Annotated in this window: 17 protein-coding genes and 1 tRNA gene; 4 read left to right on the top strand and 14 right to left on the bottom strand. The window is 52.4% G+C overall.

The features are described 5' to 3' along the window. Window positions 1-130: 130 nt before the first annotated feature. From ABLV78_RS23270 to aspA, 7 genes are all read right to left on the bottom strand, one after another. A tRNA-Phe gene (locus tag ABLV78_RS23270) sits at window positions 131-206 on the bottom strand. 114 nt (window positions 207-320) lie between these two features. Further along, window positions 321-2408 (bottom strand): DUF1176 domain-containing protein, encoded by a 2088-nt coding sequence (locus ABLV78_RS23265; protein ID WP_047046332.1) that lies wholly within the window; start codon window positions 2406-2408, stop codon window positions 321-323. 65 nt (window positions 2409-2473) lie between these two features. Then, entirely contained in the window at window positions 2474-3049 is a 576-nt protein-coding gene (locus tag ABLV78_RS23260) for a transcriptional regulator (RefSeq protein WP_047046398.1), read from the bottom strand. A 35-nt stretch (window positions 3050-3084) separates the two neighbouring features. Continuing rightward, complete coding sequence (locus tag ABLV78_RS23255) at window positions 3085-4809, bottom strand: protein-disulfide reductase DsbD (protein ID WP_047046330.1); 1725 nt, start codon at window positions 4807-4809, stop codon at window positions 3085-3087. Beyond that, window positions 4785-5108 (bottom strand): divalent cation tolerance protein CutA, encoded by a 324-nt coding sequence (gene cutA / locus ABLV78_RS23250; RefSeq protein WP_045396450.1) that lies wholly within the window; start codon window positions 5106-5108, stop codon window positions 4785-4787. The genes ABLV78_RS23255 and cutA overlap by 25 nt, the downstream gene beginning before the upstream one ends. Before the next feature lie 99 nt (window positions 5109-5207). Continuing rightward, window positions 5208-6509: an anaerobic C4-dicarboxylate transporter gene (locus tag ABLV78_RS23245; protein ID WP_015368669.1), complete on the bottom strand. Its 1302-nt coding sequence runs from the start codon at window positions 6507-6509 to the stop codon at window positions 5208-5210. A 116-nt stretch (window positions 6510-6625) separates the two neighbouring features. Further along, window positions 6626-8062: an aspartate ammonia-lyase gene (aspA, locus tag ABLV78_RS23240; RefSeq protein ID WP_045380159.1), complete on the bottom strand. Its 1437-nt coding sequence runs from the start codon at window positions 8060-8062 to the stop codon at window positions 6626-6628. A 335-nt stretch (window positions 8063-8397) separates the two neighbouring features. Here aspA and ABLV78_RS23235 point away from each other — a divergent pair, with 335 nt between their 5' ends. Continuing rightward, window positions 8398-8868 carry an FxsA family protein gene (locus ABLV78_RS23235; RefSeq protein WP_015368667.1) on the top strand — a complete coding sequence of 157 codons (471 nt, stop codon included), beginning with the start codon at window positions 8398-8400 and terminating at the stop codon, window positions 8866-8868. Between the two features lie 31 nt (window positions 8869-8899). Here the strand turns inward: ABLV78_RS23235 and yjeH are convergent, their stop codons facing one another. After that, window positions 8900-10147, bottom strand: a complete 1248-nt coding sequence (yjeH, locus tag ABLV78_RS23230) for an L-methionine/branched-chain amino acid transporter (protein WP_047046327.1) — start codon at window positions 10145-10147, stop codon at window positions 8900-8902. Window positions 10148-10378: 231 nt separating this feature from the next. Between yjeH and ABLV78_RS23225 the strand changes: the two genes are divergently transcribed. The 3 genes from ABLV78_RS23225 to ABLV78_RS23215 all read left to right on the top strand — a co-directional run bounded on the left by ABLV78_RS23225 (window position 10379) and on the right by ABLV78_RS23215 (window position 12837). Beyond that, on the top strand, window positions 10379-10672 hold the full coding sequence (locus ABLV78_RS23225; protein WP_003855929.1) for a co-chaperone GroES: 294 nt from the start codon (window positions 10379-10381) through the stop codon (window positions 10670-10672). Window positions 10673-10709: 37 nt separating this feature from the next. After that, complete coding sequence (gene groL / locus ABLV78_RS23220) at window positions 10710-12356, top strand: chaperonin GroEL (RefSeq protein WP_015368665.1); 1647 nt, start codon at window positions 10710-10712, stop codon at window positions 12354-12356. Between the two features lie 127 nt (window positions 12357-12483). Next, entirely contained in the window at window positions 12484-12837 is a 354-nt protein-coding gene (locus ABLV78_RS23215; protein WP_015368664.1) for a DUF4156 domain-containing protein, read from the top strand. 42 nt (window positions 12838-12879) lie between these two features. Here the strand turns inward: ABLV78_RS23215 and yjeJ are convergent, their stop codons facing one another. The 6 genes from yjeJ to ABLV78_RS23185 all read right to left on the bottom strand — a co-directional run bounded on the left by yjeJ (window position 12880) and on the right by ABLV78_RS23185 (window position 19269). Continuing rightward, window positions 12880-13743 carry a YjeJ family protein gene (yjeJ, locus tag ABLV78_RS23210; RefSeq protein WP_047046324.1) on the bottom strand — a complete coding sequence of 288 codons (864 nt, stop codon included), beginning with the start codon at window positions 13741-13743 and terminating at the stop codon, window positions 12880-12882. 10 nt (window positions 13744-13753) lie between these two features. Beyond that, window positions 13754-15877, bottom strand: coding sequence for a peptidase domain-containing ABC transporter (locus tag ABLV78_RS23205; protein ID WP_047046322.1), 2124 nt, complete (start codon window positions 15875-15877; stop codon window positions 13754-13756). After that, the gene (locus ABLV78_RS23200; protein WP_047046320.1) at window positions 15870-17159 is read right to left on the bottom strand and encodes an HlyD family secretion protein; all 1290 of its coding nucleotides are present in this window, start codon (window positions 17157-17159) and stop codon (window positions 15870-15872) included. Before ABLV78_RS23200 ends, ABLV78_RS23205 begins: the two co-directional genes overlap by 8 nt. An 87-nt stretch (window positions 17160-17246) precedes the next feature. Then, the gene (locus tag ABLV78_RS23195) at window positions 17247-17618 is read right to left on the bottom strand and encodes a hypothetical protein (protein ID WP_047046318.1); all 372 of its coding nucleotides are present in this window, start codon (window positions 17616-17618) and stop codon (window positions 17247-17249) included. Window positions 17619-17681: 63 nt separating this feature from the next. Further along, on the bottom strand, window positions 17682-18050 hold the full coding sequence (locus ABLV78_RS23190; protein WP_047046316.1) for a hypothetical protein: 369 nt from the start codon (window positions 18048-18050) through the stop codon (window positions 17682-17684). 202 nt (window positions 18051-18252) lie between these two features. Next, window positions 18253-19269, bottom strand: coding sequence for a fimbrial protein (locus ABLV78_RS23185; RefSeq protein WP_047046313.1), 1017 nt, complete (start codon window positions 19267-19269; stop codon window positions 18253-18255). Window positions 19270-19289: the final 20 nt, after the last annotated feature.

The raw sequence follows: 19289 nt of genomic DNA, 5'->3' as shown, positions 1-19289 counted from the left end.
CGATGGCTGAAGTTAAAGGTAAAAACGATGGGCATTGAATGCCTAATGGCGCTGTGCTTATCAGGCATACGGTTCGCGGTAGGCCGTAGAAAAGCAAAAACCCAGCCATAGGCTGGGTTCTCTGAATAAGTGGTGCCCGGACTCGGAATCGAACCAAGGACACGGGGATTTTCAATCCCCTGCTCTACCGACTGAGCTATCCGGGCAACGGGGCGCATTAAACCGTAATCCGCCCACTGCGTCAATGAAATTTCTCTATTTATTGTTTGATTGCTTATCTTTGCGGCAATTCTGCGCCAAAAGGCGCGTTTTGCTTAAAATCACATCACCCCGTTATCGCCTTCGCGAACTTTCCAGCCGCTGGTGATGGCGATGGCATGGCGTTTTCCGGAGATATCGTAATCGCCAACGATCTCTTCATCATCTCGTGGCGAACTGATGGTTAGGATGGCATCCACTCCGTGGCGATAGGCGCCATGATGGCTGAAGATCGTGCCGATAAAGCATTTATCGTTGAGCCACACCGGGATCCACGCCACCGTTTCAACGGTGTAGTGCCCCGCAACGCCGCCATAGTAGCTGTCCGCATCATCTTTAGCGGTACCGGGGGGAACAGGACAAATCGGCTCATCGTTATCGTCAGCAGGTTTATCCTTTAGCAGGCTACCTTGCATGACGTCCAATGACTTCAATAAGCCCGCTTTATCTTTATCGTTTAAGGCTGGGGTGGGTGACTGCCCGTTTTCCGCAGCGCTAATGATATTGAGGTTATAACGGTAGCGGATGGTGATGGCCGGCGTCAGGTCGCTCTGGTTAAACGGACGCAGCAGATAGAGGTTATCTTCCCCAAACACGCCGTTAAACCACAGGGCGTAAACCTGGCCGTTGATTCTGACCCAGCGGCCCCACTGGTTCGCTCCGCGATCGTTAATAGAGTAAAGGGCGCCGGGCACGCCGGCATCGAAGTTATCGTCGTCATTGCTGTCGGCATCGTTCACCGATTCAAAGGCGCTATCGCCGCGTTTCAGCACGCCGGTATAGCTGAACAGGCCGGTACCGCCAACATAGCTATCGATGATGAGGTCGCGTTTGCCGTCGCCGTCGAGGTCGATAAGCGTGAAGCTGACTTTGCCGTTTTCCGAATCGGCGCTGATATCGGAATGTAAAAACGCCTGCCACTCATCGTCGCTGATATCCGCCGCTGGCTTGGTGGTTGAGACCGGCGCGTCGTCGGCATAGGTGAGGGTAAAGTGGCTGATGTGTCCGCTGAGCGGAAACTGTTCCGCAATGTTCTCTAATGCGAGTTCCGGATTGCGTTTTTGCTCTTTTAGGAGCGCGTCGTGCAACGTCTTCAGCGCGAGTATATCGGCCTCTCGTTGCTTGCGGGGAATAACCTTGCTGACGAAGGTGGGAAGCTGCCAGGTTCCGCCAGGGGTGATTTCCCGACACATGCCGGTGCTGTACTTGAGACTTTGCACAAAGGTTTTGCCATCCCACACACGTTCTTCCCCATTAACGCAGTCGGCGACGCTGCGCCCTTTGTTGAAGAAGGTCATTACGCCATCGTTATAGCTGGAGGCATCAGTGGTTATCAGCTGTGGCCTGGCGGCCTGTGTGTTATCGACAACCCACATCGCGTAGCCGTCGTTATAGGCGGCGCGCCAGCACAGAGTCTGCAGCAGCGAGTGATTTTTATCCAGCGGGGTGACGGTGATCTGCCGTTCGCTGGCCGGAATATCGGCGTTTTGCCAGTCATCACAACGGCTGTTGAGCGCGCTTTCCAATTGCGGCAGCCATTTCTGCTGTTGTTTAGCTGTTAACGCAACGGGCTGGGCGTTGTGAATAAACGGCGCGCTAAGGATCTCCGGCGCGGGAATGGCGTGCAGGACGGCACTCTCATCGCTGTCGCCTTTACGTAACAGGGCATCGGCGGTGCCAATCCGCTGCTGGAATTCATCGACCTTAAGGAATACCGCGCTGCTGCCCGCGTTAGATAGGCGTTTGCGCTGGCCATTGAGCGCCAGTTCGATTTTCGCGTTTTGCTCCAGGGCGGTAATAAGCGCGCTGGTTTGCGTACTGTCAAAGTGAAAATGGTTATCGTCGATAGCCTCAAGCGTCCCGCGATCGCTATCGTTGATAAACAGATTTACGCTGGCATCTGGCGGAATATCGTGCTCGGTCTGCGCAAACGTGACCTGCGCAGTTGCCTGCCGCCCTGCGCCTGCACTGCGGGTCAGCAGAACGCTGACCTCGCCCATTGTCGCGCCATAGCCCGCAGCCCGGCAGGTGCCGGTATTATCGCAGGCGACTTCCCAGTCTTTGTAGGCGAAAGAGAAACCGCGAGGAGGGGCGGCCATCAGCGAGGTCGAACAAAGCCCCAGTACGGCGGCCCAGAGAAGTGGACGCATAGAAATCCCTGCCACAGAAAGTGTCAGGGAATTATATGCGCCTTGCAGGGGTTCGGAAATCCGAATTACGTGAGCGCGCCGCCCATCCGGCAGCGGGCAAAGCGCAGAATATCTTCCGCCAGACGCTGGGCGGTATCGACGTCGGCCTGGCTGCGCTTGATCAGCATGCGGCTCAGGCAGCCTTCGACGATTAATTCCATCTGCCTGGCGACCATTTCCGGATCATCCACCTCAAGCAGGGTCAGCAGCTCATGTGTGTAGGCCAGTGACGCCTGCTTCTGCTGTTCCGCTAACTGGTGAATCGGATGCTGAGCATCCGGATAGAAAGTACAGGCGGCGATAAACAGGCAGCCCGGATAGCGGTGGTTGCTGACGCATTTGGTCAGCGCGCTATAGCGCGCCAGCAGCTTTTGTTCTGCGCTCAGCGTCTCATCCAGCAACAGTTGGCGACGCCAGGCGTCTACCTGCTGGCTTAAATAACGCAGGGCGTCATAGAGCAACGCTTCGCGATCGGGCCAAAAGCGCTTGAGGTCATCAAGCGGATATGCGACGCGGTCGGCGACCATTTCCAGCGTGGTGTTGGCGATACCCTCGATTTCGAGAATTTGTATGGCTTCACCCAGGACATCTTCACGTTGCACGGTAGTCTCCTCCATTTATCCTCCTCAAGTGTCGTTCACGGTTGCCAATCGCGCAAATGGGCGCTGAATGCCGCAGCATCCATAAACCCGGTGACGCGCTGCGCGGGCTGCTCTTCTCCCTGCGCGTTGAAGAACAGAATCGTCGGCAAGCCGAGCACCTGTAAATGCTTCAGCAGGGCCGCGTCTTGCGCGCTGTTCTTAGTGACATCCACTTGCAACAGAACGGTCTCTTTTAGGGCCTGTCGCACTTCAGGAGCGCTAAAGGTATATTTTTCGAACTCTTTACAGGCCACGCACCAGTCAGCATACAGATCGAGCATGACCGGTTTCCCTTTGGCCTGCGCTAACGCCTGGTTGAGTTCATCCACGGTACTGACACGGGTAAACTCCAGATGCGCCTGCTGCTGGGCGGTTGGTGCGCCAAAGGCCCAATCCTGCAGCGGACGCGCGCTAACCAGCGCGGCGCCCAGCATGACGATTTGCACCAGCCGTAGCCACGGTTTGCTCGCGCCAAGCGAGGTGATAAATGCCCAGCTAAAGAAGGCGACGCCAAGCAGAGACCACAGGCGTAAACCCCAGGCTTCGCCGATCACGCGCTCCAGTAAAAAGACCGGCAGCGCGAGGATCACGAAGCCAAACGCGGTCTTGACGTGAGCCATCCACGGCCCGCTCTTCGGTAGCAGACGGTTACCGAACACGGTCACCAGGATCAGCGGCAGCCCCATTCCCAGCGCGTACAGATATAGGGTGCCGCCGCCAAGCCACAGATTACCGCTTTGAGCGATATACAACAGAATGGCGCTAAGCGGGGCCGTAGTGCAAGGGGAACAGATAAGCCCGGCGATGGCGCCCATTGCAAACACGCCGCCAGGCGAGCCCCCCTGGCGCTTGTTGCTCATTAGCGTCAGTCGGGTTTGCAGCGATGAAGGCAGCTGCAGCGTAAACAGGCCGAACATCGACAGCGCCAGCGCGATAAATACCACTGACAGCCCAATTAATACGTAAGGATGCTGCAGCGCGGCCTGAAACTGCAGACCGGCGGCGGCCACGACCAACCCCAGCGCGGTATAGGTAACCGCCATCCCCTGGACATAAATAAAGGCCAACAGCAGGGCGCGTGCCGTTGATAAGCGCTGCTTACCGCCGAGGACAATCCCGGAAATCAGTGGATACATTGGCAAGACACAAGGCGTAAAGGCGATACCGATACCAATCAGCAGCGCCCATAACGCCGAAAATGGCAGCGACGCGGGCTCCGCGCCGGTTTGGCTGCCGCTGGCCGGGAGCGCGGCGGGCGCTGATGGTTTGGCCGCTTGCGCCTTGTCGGAATCGGCGAGCACCGCGCTGAGCGGCACGACTTTGGTCTCCGGCGGATAGCAGAACCCGGCGTCGGCACAGCCCTGATAGGTGACGGTCAGCGTGGCTGCTTTGCTGGCTTCCGCAAGGGTAATCGGCAAGGTCAGGCGCTGACGATAAATTTCGCTTTTGCCGTAAAACTCGTCTTCATGCCATTCGCCAGGCGGTAGCGAAGGTTCGACGATCGCCGCATCTTTTGCCGTCAGCGTGATCTGCTTACGGTAGAGGTAGTAACCATCCTTGATGCGCCAGCTCAGGTTGAGGTCGTGTTGATTCTGCTGAAAGTCAAAGGCGAAAGCCCGATCGGCAGGCACGAAGTTTGAGCGCCCGGGGGCGTCAAACAACCCGGCGCTGGCCGATGCGCTGCACAGTAGCAGGATCAGCGTAATGATGCGTTGAGCCATGAGAGGTAATCGTTGTCTCCGTGAGTAACCGGCAGGACCAGTAGTTCGGGGGTTTGATACGGGTGATGGGACTTCAGGCAGTCCAGTAACGCCTGCTGATGGGTCTGATTGGTTTTGAGCAGCATCTGGACTTCATACTCCTGCTCAAGCTTCCCTTCCCAGTAGTAGAGCGACGTCGCTCCCGGCAGGATGGTGGCGCAGGCGGCGAGTTTTTCTCCGAGCACTTTGGCCGCCAGATCCTGGGCGGTCGCTTCATCCGGCGCGGTACAGAGTACAACAACAGCATCAGGCGTAGTCATCGTGAACCTCGTATCAGCGAAAAGAGGCACTATAGCATGCATGATGCGGAGAGATTAACCAAAGGGGCCAGTTACTTCACTGGCCCCTTTTTAACGATCTTACAGCATGAGGCCGCCGAAGATGAATCCGAGGATCACGCAAAGCGTAATGGCGATGACGCCCGGGATCAGGAAGGCGTGGTTAAAGACATATTTGCCGATACGCGTGGAACCGGTGTCGTCCATTTCGACCGCGGCCAGCAGGGTCGGATAGGTTGGCAGCACGAACAGCGCTGAGACCGCGGCGAATGAGGCAATTGCCGTCAGCGGGGTGACGCCGAGCAGCAGTGCGGCGGGCATTAACGCCTTGGTCGTGGCGGCCTGTGAATAGAGCAGCGTAGCCGCGAAGAACAGCACCACCGCCAGCAGCCACGGATAGTTGTGCAGCAGATCGCCCGCCACCGTCTGGATATCGGCAATATGTGCTTTGACGAAGGTATCCCCAAGCCAGGCGACGCCGAGCACGCAGACGCAGGCGCTCATCCCGGACTTGAAGGTGCTGGCGTTCAGCACTTCGCCGGTATCGATCTTACAGGTGATGCTAATCAGCGTGGCGATGGTCAGCATGAAGACCACGATCGCTTCGTTACGCGGCAGCACCGGGTTCTGGATCAGGCCGACGGTGTCGCTGATGGCGGTAGCGTAGAACATGACCGCGACAATGCCCACCAGGAACAGCAGAACGGAGCGTTTAGCATGCGGCTTCAGCTCGAAGACCTGACTGCCGCGCAGGCTCACTTCCCCTTTTGCCAGTCGCTCCTGGTATACCGGGTCGTCTTTCAGCTCGCAGCCGAGGAAGTTACAGACGACGGCGGTCAGCATGACGGCAATCAGGGTAACCGGCAGGCAGATCGCCAGCAGCGTCAGGTAGCTGACGCCAAGCGGTTCGAGAATACCGGCAAAGAAGACCACTGCCGCGGAGATCGGCGAGGCGGTAATCGCAATCTGCGAAGCGACAACGGCGATGGAGAGCGGGCGGGAAGGGCGAATACCCTGCTCTTTCGCCACTTCGGTAATCACTGGCAGGGTAGAGAACGCGGTATGACCGGTGCCTGCCAGCACGGTCATAAACCAGGTGACCAGCGGCGCAAGGAAGGTAATGTACTTGGGATGGCGGCGTAGCATACGTTCGGCGAGGCTGACCAGATAGTCCATCCCTCCGGCGACCTGCATCGCGGCGATAGCGGCGATAACCGCCATGATAATTTCAATGACGTCAAAGGGGATTGCCCCGGGTGGAATTTGAAAAATTAAGGTTAAGACGAGGACGCCGAGGCCACCGGCAAAGCCGATACCAATGCCTCCCAGACGGGCCCCCAAATAGATTGCCAGCAAGACAACCACGAGCTCTGCACCAAACATATATGCCTTCCTTGTTTTTTAACAAGTTGATATTGAATTGTTGTCGTTTCGTAAACCCAAAAAAGCAAAAAGGCATGTCATTACTGACATGCCTTTGGTTAGTTTACCCTGAAAGCTTACTGTTCGCTTTCATCGGTATACCGTTTTGCTTTATAAGCCGGATGCATCAGGTTTTGCGGAGAGAAAATGTCGTCCAGCTCGGCTTCGGTCAGCAGCCCGCGCTCCAGTACCACTTCACGTACGCTCTTACCGGTTTCGGCGCAGATCTTGCCGACGATATCGCCATTGTGGTGGCCGATAAACGGGTTGAGGTAGGTCACGATACCGATGGAGTTGTAGACGTAGCTTTCGCATACCGCTTTGTTGGCGGTAATGCCGTTCACGCATTTTTCCAGCAGGTTGTAGCAGGCGTTGGTCAGGATGTGGATAGATTCAAACATCGCCTGGCCAATCACCGGCTCCATAACGTTCAACTGCAGCTGACCGGCTTCGGAGGCCATGGTTACGGTGGTATCGTTGCCGATAACTTTGAAGCACACCTGGTTAACCACTTCCGGCACCACCGGGTTAACTTTTGCCGGCATGATAGAGGAACCGGCCTGCAGTTCTGGCAGGTTGATTTCGTTGAGGCCAGCGCGCGGGCCGGAAGAGAGCAGGCGCAGGTCGTTACAAATCTTGGACAGTTTGACCGCCAGGCGTTTCAGCGAACTGTGAACCATCACGTACGCGCCACAGTCAGAAGTCGCTTCAATCAGGTCTTCCGCCGGAACGACCGGCAGGTTGCTGACTTCCGCCAGTTTCTGTACCGCCAGCTGCTGATAGCCGTCAGGGGTGTTCAGGCGAGTCCCGATAGCGGTCGCGCCGAGGTTCACTTCCAGCAGCAGTTCTGCGGTACGCAGAATACTTTTGGTTTCTTCGTTCAGCAGAACGTTAAAAGCGTGGAATTCCTGGCCGAGGGTCATCGGCACCGCATCCTGCAACTGCGTGCGGCCCATTTTCAGGACATCCTGGAACTCGACGGCTTTTGCCTGGAAACCTTCGCCCAGCTGTTTGATGGCGTCGATCAGTTTGAGAATCGAAGCATAGACCGCGATGCGGAAACCGGTTGGGTAGGCGTCGTTAGTGGACTGGCATTTGTTGACGTGATCATTAGGGTTGAGGAACTGGTATTCACCTTTCTGGTGGCCCATCAGTTCCAGACCGATATTCGCCAGCACTTCGTTGGTGTTCATGTTGACGGAGGTGCCCGCGCCGCCCTGGAACACATCAACCGGGAACTGGTCCATGCATTTACCGTTGTTCAGCACCTCATCGCATGCGGCGACAATAGTGTTCGCTACGCTTTTAGGAATGGTTTGCAGTTCCTTGTTAGCCAGCGCGGCGGCCTTCTTCACCATCACCATGCCCCGAACAAACTCAGGGATGTCGCTAATCTTGTTGTTGCTGATGTAGAAGTTTTCAATCGCTCTCAGAGTATGAACGCCATAGTATGCGTCAGCTGGAACTTCCCTGGTGCCCAACAGATCTTCTTCGATACGAATGTTGTTTAACATGTGAACCTTCTTTTTCAAGCTGCCAATGAATTCACCAAATACACAGAATTTATAGGATTTAGCGTATTTTCAGACCGAAGATTATTTCCTTAACCGGCCCGGTGCCCACGATCATATGCTGATGATAGCGAAGTTCAGTAACCTTGATCACTTATTATATAGCGCGGCGGATAAGAATTATTAATCTGTGAAATGAGTCACCGCTTTACTATTTTTGAAAAAAATGCCGTTGCCGTTGATTGAAAAATGGCGCGCCAACCCCACATTCCTATGACGCGAATAGCAAATTTATCACTACGGGCGTCTGCGACGACGGCCGATTGAAGGAGACGCCGGTGCGTTGGATCCCATTTATTGCCTTTTTCTTATACGTTTACGTCGAGATCTCGATCTTTATCCAGGTCGCGCACGTGCTCGGCGTGCTGCTGACGCTGATCCTGGTTATCTTTAGCTCGGTGGTGGGAATGTCGCTGGTGCGCAACCAGGGCTTCAAAAACCTGATGCTGATGCAGCAGAAAATGGCGGCTGGCGAAAGCCCTGCCGCAGAAATGATTAAAAGCGTGTCGCTGATTATCGCCGGGCTTCTGCTGCTGATCCCGGGCTTCTTTACCGACTTCCTCGGCCTGCTGCTGCTGTTGCCGCCGGTGCAAAAGCTGATGACCTTAAAACTGATGCCGTATCTGCGCTTTAGCCGGATGCCGGGCGGCGGTTTTAGCGCCGGCGCCGGCAACGGAGACACCTTCGAAGGGGAGTTCCAGCGCAAAGACGACGAACGCGACCGTCTGGATCACAAAGACGACCGCTAAAACGACAAAACCGGCCTGCGCCGGTTTTTTGTTATCTGTTTGCTGAAGGTGAGCGTGCTGGCAAGGCGAACCACAGCACCGCCAACATGATGATGGCGTACAAACTCTTCCAGCCGACCATGGCCAACAGCAGCAGGCATAGCACGCTTCCCACCGTGGCCAGCACACGGTATTTACCGTGCAGGAGTCGGCATCCCGCCAGCATGCACAGCAGATAAATCATGATGAAAATGCCGTTGGCATAGACGATAAGCGCATCGAGATTAATGTTCAGCCAGTAAATGCACAGCGTACTGAGTACGCAGCAGCCTAAGACCGCATTCAGCGCGTTGCGCGGTACCTGGCGCGGCGACAGGCGGGCCAGATAGCTCTCCGGTTTGAACTGCGCCTGCGACCAGACCAGGCGGGCAAAACTTTGGATATAGATATTAAGGCTGGCGAAGCAGGCGAGGTAGCCGATTACGCAGGCAACCCACAGCGCCTGCACGCCGAACAGTCGCACTACGATGTTTGGCAGCGAAGCCGCCGCCGCCATTTCCTCACCGAAGGCGCGAAAATGTAGAACGACCACCGTACAGCCCCAATAAACGGTGCCAGCCAGCAACAGGCCAATCATCAGCGCTCGGGGGAAGTCCCGCTCCGGACGTTTAAACTCTGATGCCAGATGAGCAAAGGCTTCCAGGCCGACGAAGCACCAGAACATCACCGATAGGGCCGCAAACAGCTGCGACGTGTCGACATCTTTAGGCTGCGGGAAAGGGATCTGCGCCGGGTTTATGCCGCCGCGCCACCAGATGGCGACGATCAGCGCGACAATCATTACCGCAACCAGCGTCTGTAGATTGGCGCTGGAACTGGCGCCGCGTGAACCCACCCACCAGACGATCGCCAGCGTGCCGAGCTCGGCAAGCAGCAGTTGAGTATCGTGCCAGCCGAACAGCGCCTGGCCAAAACCGGTGGCGATATGCAGGGCGGCGGGTAAGCCCACCGGGATCACCGATAAAAACAGCCAACCGGTTACCCGCGCCAGACGCGGGCCGAACGCCATATCCACAAAATGAGCCACGCCGCCAGCGCTGGGAAAGTGGCGCCCAAGCACGGCAAACACGATAGCGATGGGAAAAACCAGCAGAATCAGCGCCGGCCACGCCCACAGGCTATTATCGCCTGCGACCAGCGCCGCCAGCGCCGGTACGGCGAATACGCCGGTTCCCAGTAGTGATGTTGAAAGTAACCCGACTCCCTGACCTAACCCCAGCTCCTGTTTTAAACCACTCATGACTCAATCCTGCGCGCGGCAAAAAAACGATGTTATCACAACCCCTTGCGCCAGAAAGCGCGGCCGACACGCGAATATTTTTGCGCGTCAGCGCACAGGCGGAAATTTTTTTTTAATTTTCCCCTTGAAGCGGTAAATGGCCATCCCCATCTCTCTCTGCACTAGTCGGAAACCGTTTACGGCCCGGCGCCATCCATAACTGATAATGACTTTCTCGAAGGAGAGCTATCAATGAGTATTCGTCCGTTACATGATCGTGTGATCGTCAAACGTAAAGAAGTTGAAACCAAATCTGCAGGCGGCATCGTTCTGACCGGTTCTGCGGCAGCTAAATCAACTCGTGGCGAAATCATCGCTGTCGGTAAAGGCCGCATCCTGGAAAACGGAACTGTGCAGCCGCTGGACGTTAAAGTTGGTGACATCGTGATTTTCAACGATGGTTACGGCGTGAAGTCTGAGAAGATCGACAACGAAGAAGTGCTGATCATGTCCGAAAGCGACATCCTGGCAATTGTTGAAGCGTAATTCGCACGACCCTGAACGAATTTGAGGAATAAAAGAAATGGCAGCAAAAGACGTAAAATTCGGTAACGACGCTCGTGTAAAAATGCTGCGCGGCGTAAACGTACTGGCAGATGCAGTTAAAGTGACCCTGGGCCCGAAAGGCCGTAACGTTGTTCTGGACAAATCCTTCGGCGCGCCGACCATCACTAAAGATGGCGTATCCGTTGCTCGTGAAATCGAACTGGAAGACAAATTCGAAAACATGGGCGCGCAGATGGTGAAAGAAGTTGCCTCTAAAGCGAACGACGCTGCAGGCGACGGTACCACCACCGCAACCGTACTGGCTCAGGCTATCGTTAACGAAGGCCTGAAAGCCGTTGCTGCGGGCATGAACCCGATGGATCTGAAACGTGGTATCGACAAAGCTGTCGTTGCCGCCGTTGAAGAACTGAAAGCGCTGTCCGTACCGTGCTCCGATTCTAAAGCGATTGCTCAGGTTGGTACTATCTCCGCTAACTCCGACGAAACCGTAGGTAAACTGATCGCTGAAGCGATGGATAAAGTCGGTAAAGAAGGCGTTATCACCGTTGAAGACGGTACCGGTCTGGAAGACGAACTGGACGTGGTTGAAGGTATGCAGTTCGACCGCGGCTACCTGTCCCCATACTTCATCAACAAGCCGGACACCGGCGCCGTTGAACTGGAAAGCCCGTTCATCCTGCTGGCTGACAAAAAAATCTCCAACATCCGCGAAATGCTGCCGGTTCTGGAAGCCGTAGCGAAAGCCGGCAAACCGCTGGTTATCATCGCTGAAGACGTTGAAGGCGAAGCGCTGGCGACCCTGGTGGTTAACACCATGCGCGGCATCGTGAAAGTTGCTGCGGTTAAAGCTCCGGGCTTCGGTGACCGTCGTAAAGCTATGCTGCAGGACATCGCAACTCTGACTGGCGGTACCGTTATCTCTGAAGAGATCGGTATGGAGCTGGAAAAAGCGACTCTGGAAGACCTGGGTCAGGCGAAACGCGTTGTTATCAACAAAGACACCACCACCATCATCGATGGCGTTGGCGAAGAAGCGGCGATTCAGGGCCGCGTTGCTCAGATCCGTAAGCAGATCGAAGAAGCGACCTCTGATTACGACCGTGAAAAACTGCAGGAGCGCGTGGCTAAACTGGCCGGCGGCGTTGCGGTAATCAAAGTCGGTGCTGCTACCGAAGTTGAAATGAAAGAGAAAAAAGCGCGCGTTGACGATGCCCTGCACGCGACCCGTGCTGCGGTTGAAGAAGGCGTGGTAGCTGGCGGCGGTGTAGCGCTGGTTCGCGTTGCGGCGAAAATCGCTGGCCTGACCGGTCAGAACGAAGATCAGAACGTCGGTATCAAAGTTGCGCTGCGCGCAATGGAAGCGCCGCTGCGTCAGATCGTTTCCAACGCTGGCGAAGAGCCGTCTGTTGTTGCTAACAACGTGAAAGCTGGTGACGGTAACTACGGTTACAACGCGGCAACCGAAGAGTACGGCAATATGATCGACTTCGGTATCCTTGACCCAACAAAAGTCACCCGTTCTGCGCTGCAGTACGCGGCATCCGTTGCTGGTCTGATGATCACCACCGAGTGCATGGTGACCGACCTGCCGAAAGGCGATGCGCCTGACTTAGGTGCTGCTGGTGGTATGGGCGGCATGGGCGGTATGGGCGGCATGATGTAATCGTGCGCTATACGGCATAAAAACGCAGAAACCCCCGGTCAGAAATGGCTGGGGGTTTTTCTTTTTGCTGGCTTTTTAGTATAAGGTTTACATCCGGGCCAGTGCGTCCAGCTCATTGGGGAATAACATGCAGGTAAAATATTTAGCAGGGATTGTCGGCGCAGCATTATTGTTAGCGGGTTGCAGTTCCAGCAACGAATTAACCGCAGGCGGCCAGAGCGTGCGTTTTGTTGAAGATAAACCAGGAACGGAATGTCAGCTGTTAGGGACGGCTACCGGCACGCAAAGCAACTGGCTGTCAGGCCAGAATGGCGATGAAGGCGGCTCTATGCGCGGCGCGGCGAATGCTCTACGTAACCAGGCGGCGGCTATGGGCGGTAACGTCATTTATGGCGTGAGCAGCCCGACGCAGAACCTGCTGTCGAGCTTTGTCCCGACCGATAGCCAGATGAACGGCCAGGTTTATAAGTGCCCGAACTGATGCGTTAAGCACTCTCTGCCTGCGCAGAGAGTGCTTAACAATTTATGCCTCAAGCGATGCTCTGGTCGCCACGTAGAATTCACGCAGCGAAAGCATACATTCATCTCTGGTTAGCATTTGTCCCGGGGCGGATGGAATCACCTTACTGAAGATTTGATACGGCGTATGCTGGCTGTGGACCTGTTTTAGCTTCTGACTCTTTTCAAGCAGACGCAGCACGATACTTTTTTCAAAATCTGACTGATGCGCGGCGCTGGTTTTAATCACCGCGCCAGAGAGTACTTTTTTACCTTCTTCCTGCTCGTAGCTGTATAACACGGCCAGATGGTGGCTAAACAAATTCAGCTTCCACTCTTCCTGAGCATATTGCTGGTACTCAATGTTTGGTTGGGTCGTTAAATCGACGGTATACAGCAGCACATAATCCAGAGCCAGCGCCAGATACTCATTTAATTTCGTATCAGCAACCATTTTTATAGATTGATTGATACCCAGAATCAATGCCTCTACCTGTCGGTCTTCAATGCGTAATGTCGCGATTTGCTCGTTCTGCAGCATCAGGATCAGCGTTGACTCATTTACCCCCGGTTTCAATGTGATCGACATGATCCGCAGCTCCGGATTCGGGTTTTGTACCTCTGCCATATCGACTGCTGGGGTATTGGCGATGAGCTCATTATTGTAGGCAATAAGTTCCTCTTTCAGCGTGTCGTCGCTTTGCTGCAAGCGTTGTAAGAAAACAGACATTCGAGTTGTCAGGACCATAAGCAGGTCAGCCAGCGCCGGCGCCTGTAAATAGAATGTCCGACACAGGCCATTCTGGTTTTGTACTTTCAGCAGCAGCGCCATGAAATGGTCTTCATAGGTAATTCCGGCGGTGTTAAAACCAATAAACGTTCCTTGCATGTTCTTCTCCTTACGCTGGCATTGGTATTTTTGATTGCGACAAATCAATAACCCGATCGGCAGAGGCGATGGTTGACGGGCGGTGGGCAACGATGACGCGGGTAATACTGAGCCCTGAAATCGATTGGTTGATAACAGACTCATTTCTTAAATCGAGATGGCTGGTGGCCTCATCCATAAATAGAATGCTCGGCTTACGATAAAGCGCGCGGGCAATCAAAATACGTTGCTTTTGGCCCCCGGAAATCCCTAAACCTAGCTCACCGACGATGGTTTCATAGCCCATCGGCATTTTCATGATTTCGTCATGGATGTTGCAGCGTTTGGCGCATTCGACGACAAAATCCAGATCGGCGTTGTCTTCAAAGCCGCTGATATTATCAATAAGCGAACCGGAAAAGAGCCTGTCCTCCTGCAATACGCAGGCGGTTCCCTGGCGATAGTTATTTAAACCTATTTTCTGGATATCGAGATTATCGGCAAACACATCGCCGCTGGTGGGGGAGAGCAGCCCGCACATCACTTTCAATAGCGTGGTCTTACCGACGCCGGACGGGCCGACCAGCGCGACGGATTCACCGGGCTCAACGGTGATGTTCAGGTTTGAGAAAATCGGCTGTGAAAATGGATCGTACTGATAGCTAAGATTTTTGACTTCAAGCCTGGCGCCGGCATCTTTCGAAAAGACGTCCCGTGATGGCAACTCTTGCTCGGGTTCGCTGAAGACGATTTCAGAAAGACGTTCGTTATGCAGCGAGAGCATGCGCAGCTGCATGGTCAGGTCAACCAGGCTGGATGCGCGCTGGGAGAACTGGCCTCGGTAGGCGTTAAAGGCCATAAACATACCGAGGGTCATTTCATTATCAATGACCATAATGGCGCCCAGCCACAGTACCGCTACCTGATCGATAGCGGTAATGAAGGTATTGATACCGCTAAACATCATGTCGAAACGGGTCTGTTTGATCCCCGCATTACAGGCGTCGATGTTGATATTCAGCCAGTGCTGAGAGCGGCGTTCTTTCAGGTTCAGCGCTTTGATGGTCGAAATACCGTACAGCGACTCCATAAAATGTGAACTGGAGCGCGCGCCTTTGATTACCTGTTCTTCAGCAACGCGGCGATAGAAGCGATAAGTTCCCAGACGCATAAGGGCGTAACATAAGGTAAAGCCAACGACGACCCATGTTAGCCAACCGCCGTACAGGGTGAGCATAATCAGAAGGCCGATCGTCATGATCGAGTCGATAATGCCGCTGACGATGCTATTAGTGAACGTGGAGCGAATGGTATCCAGCGATGAGAAACGGGACTGAATATCCCCCAGATGACGCTTTTCGAAAAATGCCAGCGGCAGGCTGGCCAAATGATCGAAGAGAGTGGTTTTCCACTGAATGTTGGTCAACGTGTTGAGCGTCAGTGAGGTCCATGCGCGCAGCATGCTGATAAAGGTGCGAAAGAGGGTAAAGAAAACCAGGCCAATACAGATCACCGAGAGCAGGCTCTGATCGTGGGCCATGATCACGTGGTCAGTGACTAACTGTGTGCCTATCGGCAGCAGTAAGCCGATGGCTTCAACGACGACGGAAAAAGCGAAAATCTTCAGCAGCGCAGATTTTAAGCCAACGATATTGCGCATCAGGTCTAACAAACGCAGGCGAGATTTGGCTTTTTCCTGCTGGAAGTTCTGATCGGGCCATAGCTCTAACGCGATGCCGGTAAAATTATTCGACATTTCCTGGATGCCGATAATACGTTTACCCAGGGCTGGATCGTGGACGATAAAGCTGGATTTACGCACTTTGGTCAAAACGACATAGTGGTTCATTCCCCAGTGGATAACACAGGGCAGCTTTAATTGTCTGATCTCATCCAGATCGAGCGATAGCGCCCGGCTCTTTAAACCTGCATGCTCTGCCGTTTTGCTTAATGACATCAGCGTGACCCCCTGAGAGGGGCTGCCAAAGCGCTGGCGGAAATTGAAGAGATCGATATCGAGACCATAATGGCCGCAAATCATCGCCAGGCAGGCAATGCCGCACTCGGCGGCTTCAGATTGCAATATTACCGGCGTCTTTTTCAAGATTGAAAAATTAACTTTCGCCGTAATTTTTTCAAACAGTTCATTAGTCATGAATCGGGCCGCTCACGCTTTGAGTAATCTTATAAACCGGAGTAAACATCCACATGTAGAGAGGGCGTTCTTCAAGGAAGACGACTGCCTGTGCTTTAAGCCCGTTGGACAGACTTAGCGTTTTTCCGTCATATTCGAACTGTTTATCTTTAATTTTGACAATCGCTTTATACAATGCCAGTTCTTGCTGCTGAGGTGTTCCATTATTGACGTTGGTATACTCAGACATTTCCTGTCGTGATGCCGGCATAGAAGATATTGATATTATTTTCCCTGGGAACTGACCAAACTTATCCGATGGGAACGCATCATAGCGAATATTAATAGTATCCCCGGGTTTTAAATACGGGATGGTATTATTTGGCAGCCATAGCACAAGATAATACTCAACATTACCAGTCGGCTTGATCTGAGCCAGGCTGCTACCGTTATCAACCGTCTGACCCAGTGTCGCTGAGAGCGATTCAATTCTGCCATCACTGGTCGATTTGATAATAATATTGCCGTTGGCATTGGATTCAACGAGTTGATTTTTAAAATCATTGGACTGGTTGTATTGACTGGATATTTGGTTGTCAAAGTCGGCTGCTTTAGTGATTTTATCACTGTTCAGCTGCGTGATTTGCGATTCCAGTTGCATCTTTTGACTCACCAGCGACTGATAGGCGCTCTGTTGCTGGAAATATAGAGAGTGCTGATAGTTATATTGGTCTTTAGTTATCAGACCATTGTTAAGGTATTTATCATAGCTGGAAAGATTGTCGTGCATTTTTTTTAGACCTACCTGGGTATTGACCAGCATACGGTTGGTCTCCTTCAGAGAGGCTGTGGTGGTTTTTAACTGCGCATTTAACGCATTTAATGTCTGATTTTTGTTATCTTCTAGTTTTTTAATGATGTCATCAGAGTTAGCAATCTTTTCATTGATGACTTCAATTTGCGCTGCACTGACATTGCCGCTGGTGGTGCTGCGTGAAATATCAATTTCGTAAAGAGGTTGGTTTTTTTTAACAATATCGCCTATTTTAACATGTTGTTTAACGATAAAGCCTTGCTGAGGTGCAAAAACATTTATAGAGTGAGGAAGGGTAATGACTTCGCCCTGAACATCGACACGTTGAGTAAATTTGCAAAATATCAATGCGCAAATAAGTGCGATAAGAAATAATGCCGATAACAAAGTGATTAACCAGGCAGGTAAACCGGCGAGCAACAAGGCTTTCCCTTTCCAGTGATTTCTTTTGTATTCGATCGCTTCCTTGCGATATAGACTATTAGCCATGATTTTTCATATTAGTGATAAGTGAAATAAAAAGGCTCAGTAATTTTGAGCCTTTAGGTCTTACCTCGTCTAAGGTTAAATAGACTATTAGGACTGGCCCCACGGAATAAAAGTACCCTTAACTACCGCCTCGAATGCTGCATTTGAGTATTCTACAGATTTTTCCCATCCCAGAGCGGCGTAAGTTACTGCGCCACCTACGGCGCCGACAATTAATCCCCAGACCATCCCTACAGCGTTGCCGATCAGACCGAGGCCAAGGATGCCCCCATTATTCCCGGATTGGGTGCCGCCTAATAAAGTCCCAAACGCTCCCCAGGTAACAGCGCCAAGAACTGCTGAGGCGACAGCCTCAGCGCCATTGCTTACCAGGCTAGTGATGCTTGACTGTATAGAAGAAAAGTCCCAGCTATAGCCCCCGGATACCGCTTCCATTTCGAAAACTGTAAGTTCTTTCACAAATCATTTCCTTTGATTAAAAATATTATTGCAGGCTGTTAAATGCATCTTGCATATCAATAATTAGCTTTTCCAGGGCATGAAGGTGCCAGCCAGCAGGCCTTGAATACCCTCTTCAACCAGAGCGACAGAGGCATCCCATCCCATAACAGCACCATTAACTGCCCCGGTGACTCCACCCACGATTAATCCCCATACCATCCCGACGGCATTGCCTAGCAAACCAAAACCGAGAATGCCGCCATTTGCTCCAGATTGGGTACCGCCAATAAGCGTTCCCATTGCCGCCATGCCAGTCCCCAGTAAAACGGCTGAAGCGACAGCCTCAACGCCATTACAAACTATACTGGTAATACTGGATTGAAATGAGGAAAAATCCCATGAGTAACCACCGGAAATACTCTCCATTTCAAAGATAGTTAGTTGTTTCATTTATATATCCTTTTTGTTGTATTATGAGTCCATTGATACTCGAACGGTTCTGATTAGCAGCAAGAATATAAAAATAACTGTTCGACTATTTCAATGTGATGCATTGTGATTATTTTATGAATTATTATTTCATATTCGTTGTTTTTATATGTAAGCGGCACGCATAGTAAAGTTTTATTTTCCTGTGCGTGTCGCGCTGTGTTTATTGTTCCTGGATTACTACTTCTAACATCGCTTTAACTTTACCGTTTGTGATACTATCGACGCTATTGCTCTGACGATAATAATCAGCGGTCAGGTTGATTATTTGTGATGCGGCAGCGCTATTGAAACTATAGCTATCCATATCATAAAATACCAGCGGAGTTCCTGTCTGTTTGAATATGATGCCGACATTTTTAGCGCCAGAGCTATCGGTTATCATATTATCAATGATACCATCGCCAGATGTGCTGGCCGTTCCTACCGGGTTAAACCAGTACATTAATGTATTACCGATGGAACCCGCTGGGCAGCTAATCGTTAATAAAATGTTTTTCTGCTCGGGGGTGACTCCACCGCGGGAGACAGACATTAAGGTGCTTTTCTTTATCCTGTTCAATGTTATTTGTGAACTGGATGGCGATATGTCACAAGAGGTCACCTGGTATTTGGTGCTTTTGAGTTTTATATTCGTCGTATATAAGAGTTTTTCGGTAGTTCCGGGGTTAGTTGTGGGGTTGCCGACAGAAAAACTGATTGACGGATTTGAATCCGAACCTGAAGTGTCGATGATCTGTTTGGTTTTGATAAACCACACGGTGATGAATTTATAGTAATTATCTGAAGTATTCTCAAACGGTACCAGAACTGAGCCTGCCACGGCAGGAACTAATGCGCCATTTCTACTTTCCAGCAGATCGGAAACCTGAAAGCCTATACCATCGATACCTGTCTCATAAACCGGTTTTCCCTGTATTCCCGTGACTCCAGAAACGACAGGTGTACTAATTTCGGTGATGTATTGATCGTTAGTATTCTGATTGCATGAAAAATTTTTATAAGTTTGAGTACCATACTTTGTTGAATATAACACGCTCCCTACGGGAATTGAGTCATCGGTAGGGATCTTCGCGTTGATGGTAAAAGCTTGTCGACGAATACTCCCTGTATAGGTACATTTTGCAGCCGCCTCGCTGCAAATTAATAGAAGCGCGAAGAGAAAAAATATTCTTTTCATCAATATCTGTCCTTAAATGA

The sequence above is a fragment of the Klebsiella sp. CN_Kp075 genome (genome assembly GCF_040065055.2).
GTDB classification, from domain to species: Bacteria; Pseudomonadota; Gammaproteobacteria; order Enterobacterales; family Enterobacteriaceae; genus Klebsiella; species Klebsiella aerogenes.
This window is presented reverse-complemented; position numbering and strand designations above follow the sequence as displayed.

What these genes read in the sequence shown, in the direction of transcription:
- ABLV78_RS23215 (WP_015368664.1), top strand. Translation starts at nt 12,484, where the DNA reads ATGCAGGTAAAATATTTAGCAGGGATTGTCGGCGCAGCATTATTGTTA.
- ABLV78_RS23265 (WP_047046332.1), bottom strand. Translation starts at nt 2,408, where the DNA reads ATGCGTCCACTTCTCTGGGCCGCCGTACTGGGGCTTTGTTCGACCTCG.
- yjeJ (WP_047046324.1), bottom strand. Translation starts at nt 13,743, where the DNA reads ATGCAAGGAACGTTTATTGGTTTTAACACCGCCGGAATTACCTATGAA.
- yjeH (WP_047046327.1), bottom strand. Translation starts at nt 10,147, where the DNA reads ATGAGTGGTTTAAAACAGGAGCTGGGGTTAGGTCAGGGAGTCGGGTTA.
- ABLV78_RS23245 (WP_015368669.1), bottom strand. Translation starts at nt 6,509, where the DNA reads ATGTTTGGTGCAGAGCTCGTGGTTGTCTTGCTGGCAATCTATTTGGGG.
- ABLV78_RS23255 (WP_047046330.1), bottom strand. Translation starts at nt 4,809, where the DNA reads ATGGCTCAACGCATCATTACGCTGATCCTGCTACTGTGCAGCGCATCG.
- ABLV78_RS23190 (WP_047046316.1), bottom strand. Translation starts at nt 18,050, where the DNA reads ATGAAACAACTAACTATCTTTGAAATGGAGAGTATTTCCGGTGGTTAC.
- cutA (WP_045396450.1), bottom strand. Translation starts at nt 5,108, where the DNA reads ATGACTACGCCTGATGCTGTTGTTGTACTCTGTACCGCGCCGGATGAA.
- ABLV78_RS23185 (WP_047046313.1), bottom strand. Translation starts at nt 19,269, where the DNA reads ATGAAAAGAATATTTTTTCTCTTCGCGCTTCTATTAATTTGCAGCGAG.
- ABLV78_RS23225 (WP_003855929.1), top strand. Translation starts at nt 10,379, where the DNA reads ATGAGTATTCGTCCGTTACATGATCGTGTGATCGTCAAACGTAAAGAA.
- ABLV78_RS23205 (WP_047046322.1), bottom strand. Translation starts at nt 15,877, where the DNA reads ATGACTAATGAACTGTTTGAAAAAATTACGGCGAAAGTTAATTTTTCA.
- groL (WP_015368665.1), top strand. Translation starts at nt 10,710, where the DNA reads ATGGCAGCAAAAGACGTAAAATTCGGTAACGACGCTCGTGTAAAAATG.
- ABLV78_RS23200 (WP_047046320.1), bottom strand. Translation starts at nt 17,159, where the DNA reads ATGGCTAATAGTCTATATCGCAAGGAAGCGATCGAATACAAAAGAAAT.
- aspA (WP_045380159.1), bottom strand. Translation starts at nt 8,062, where the DNA reads ATGTTAAACAACATTCGTATCGAAGAAGATCTGTTGGGCACCAGGGAA.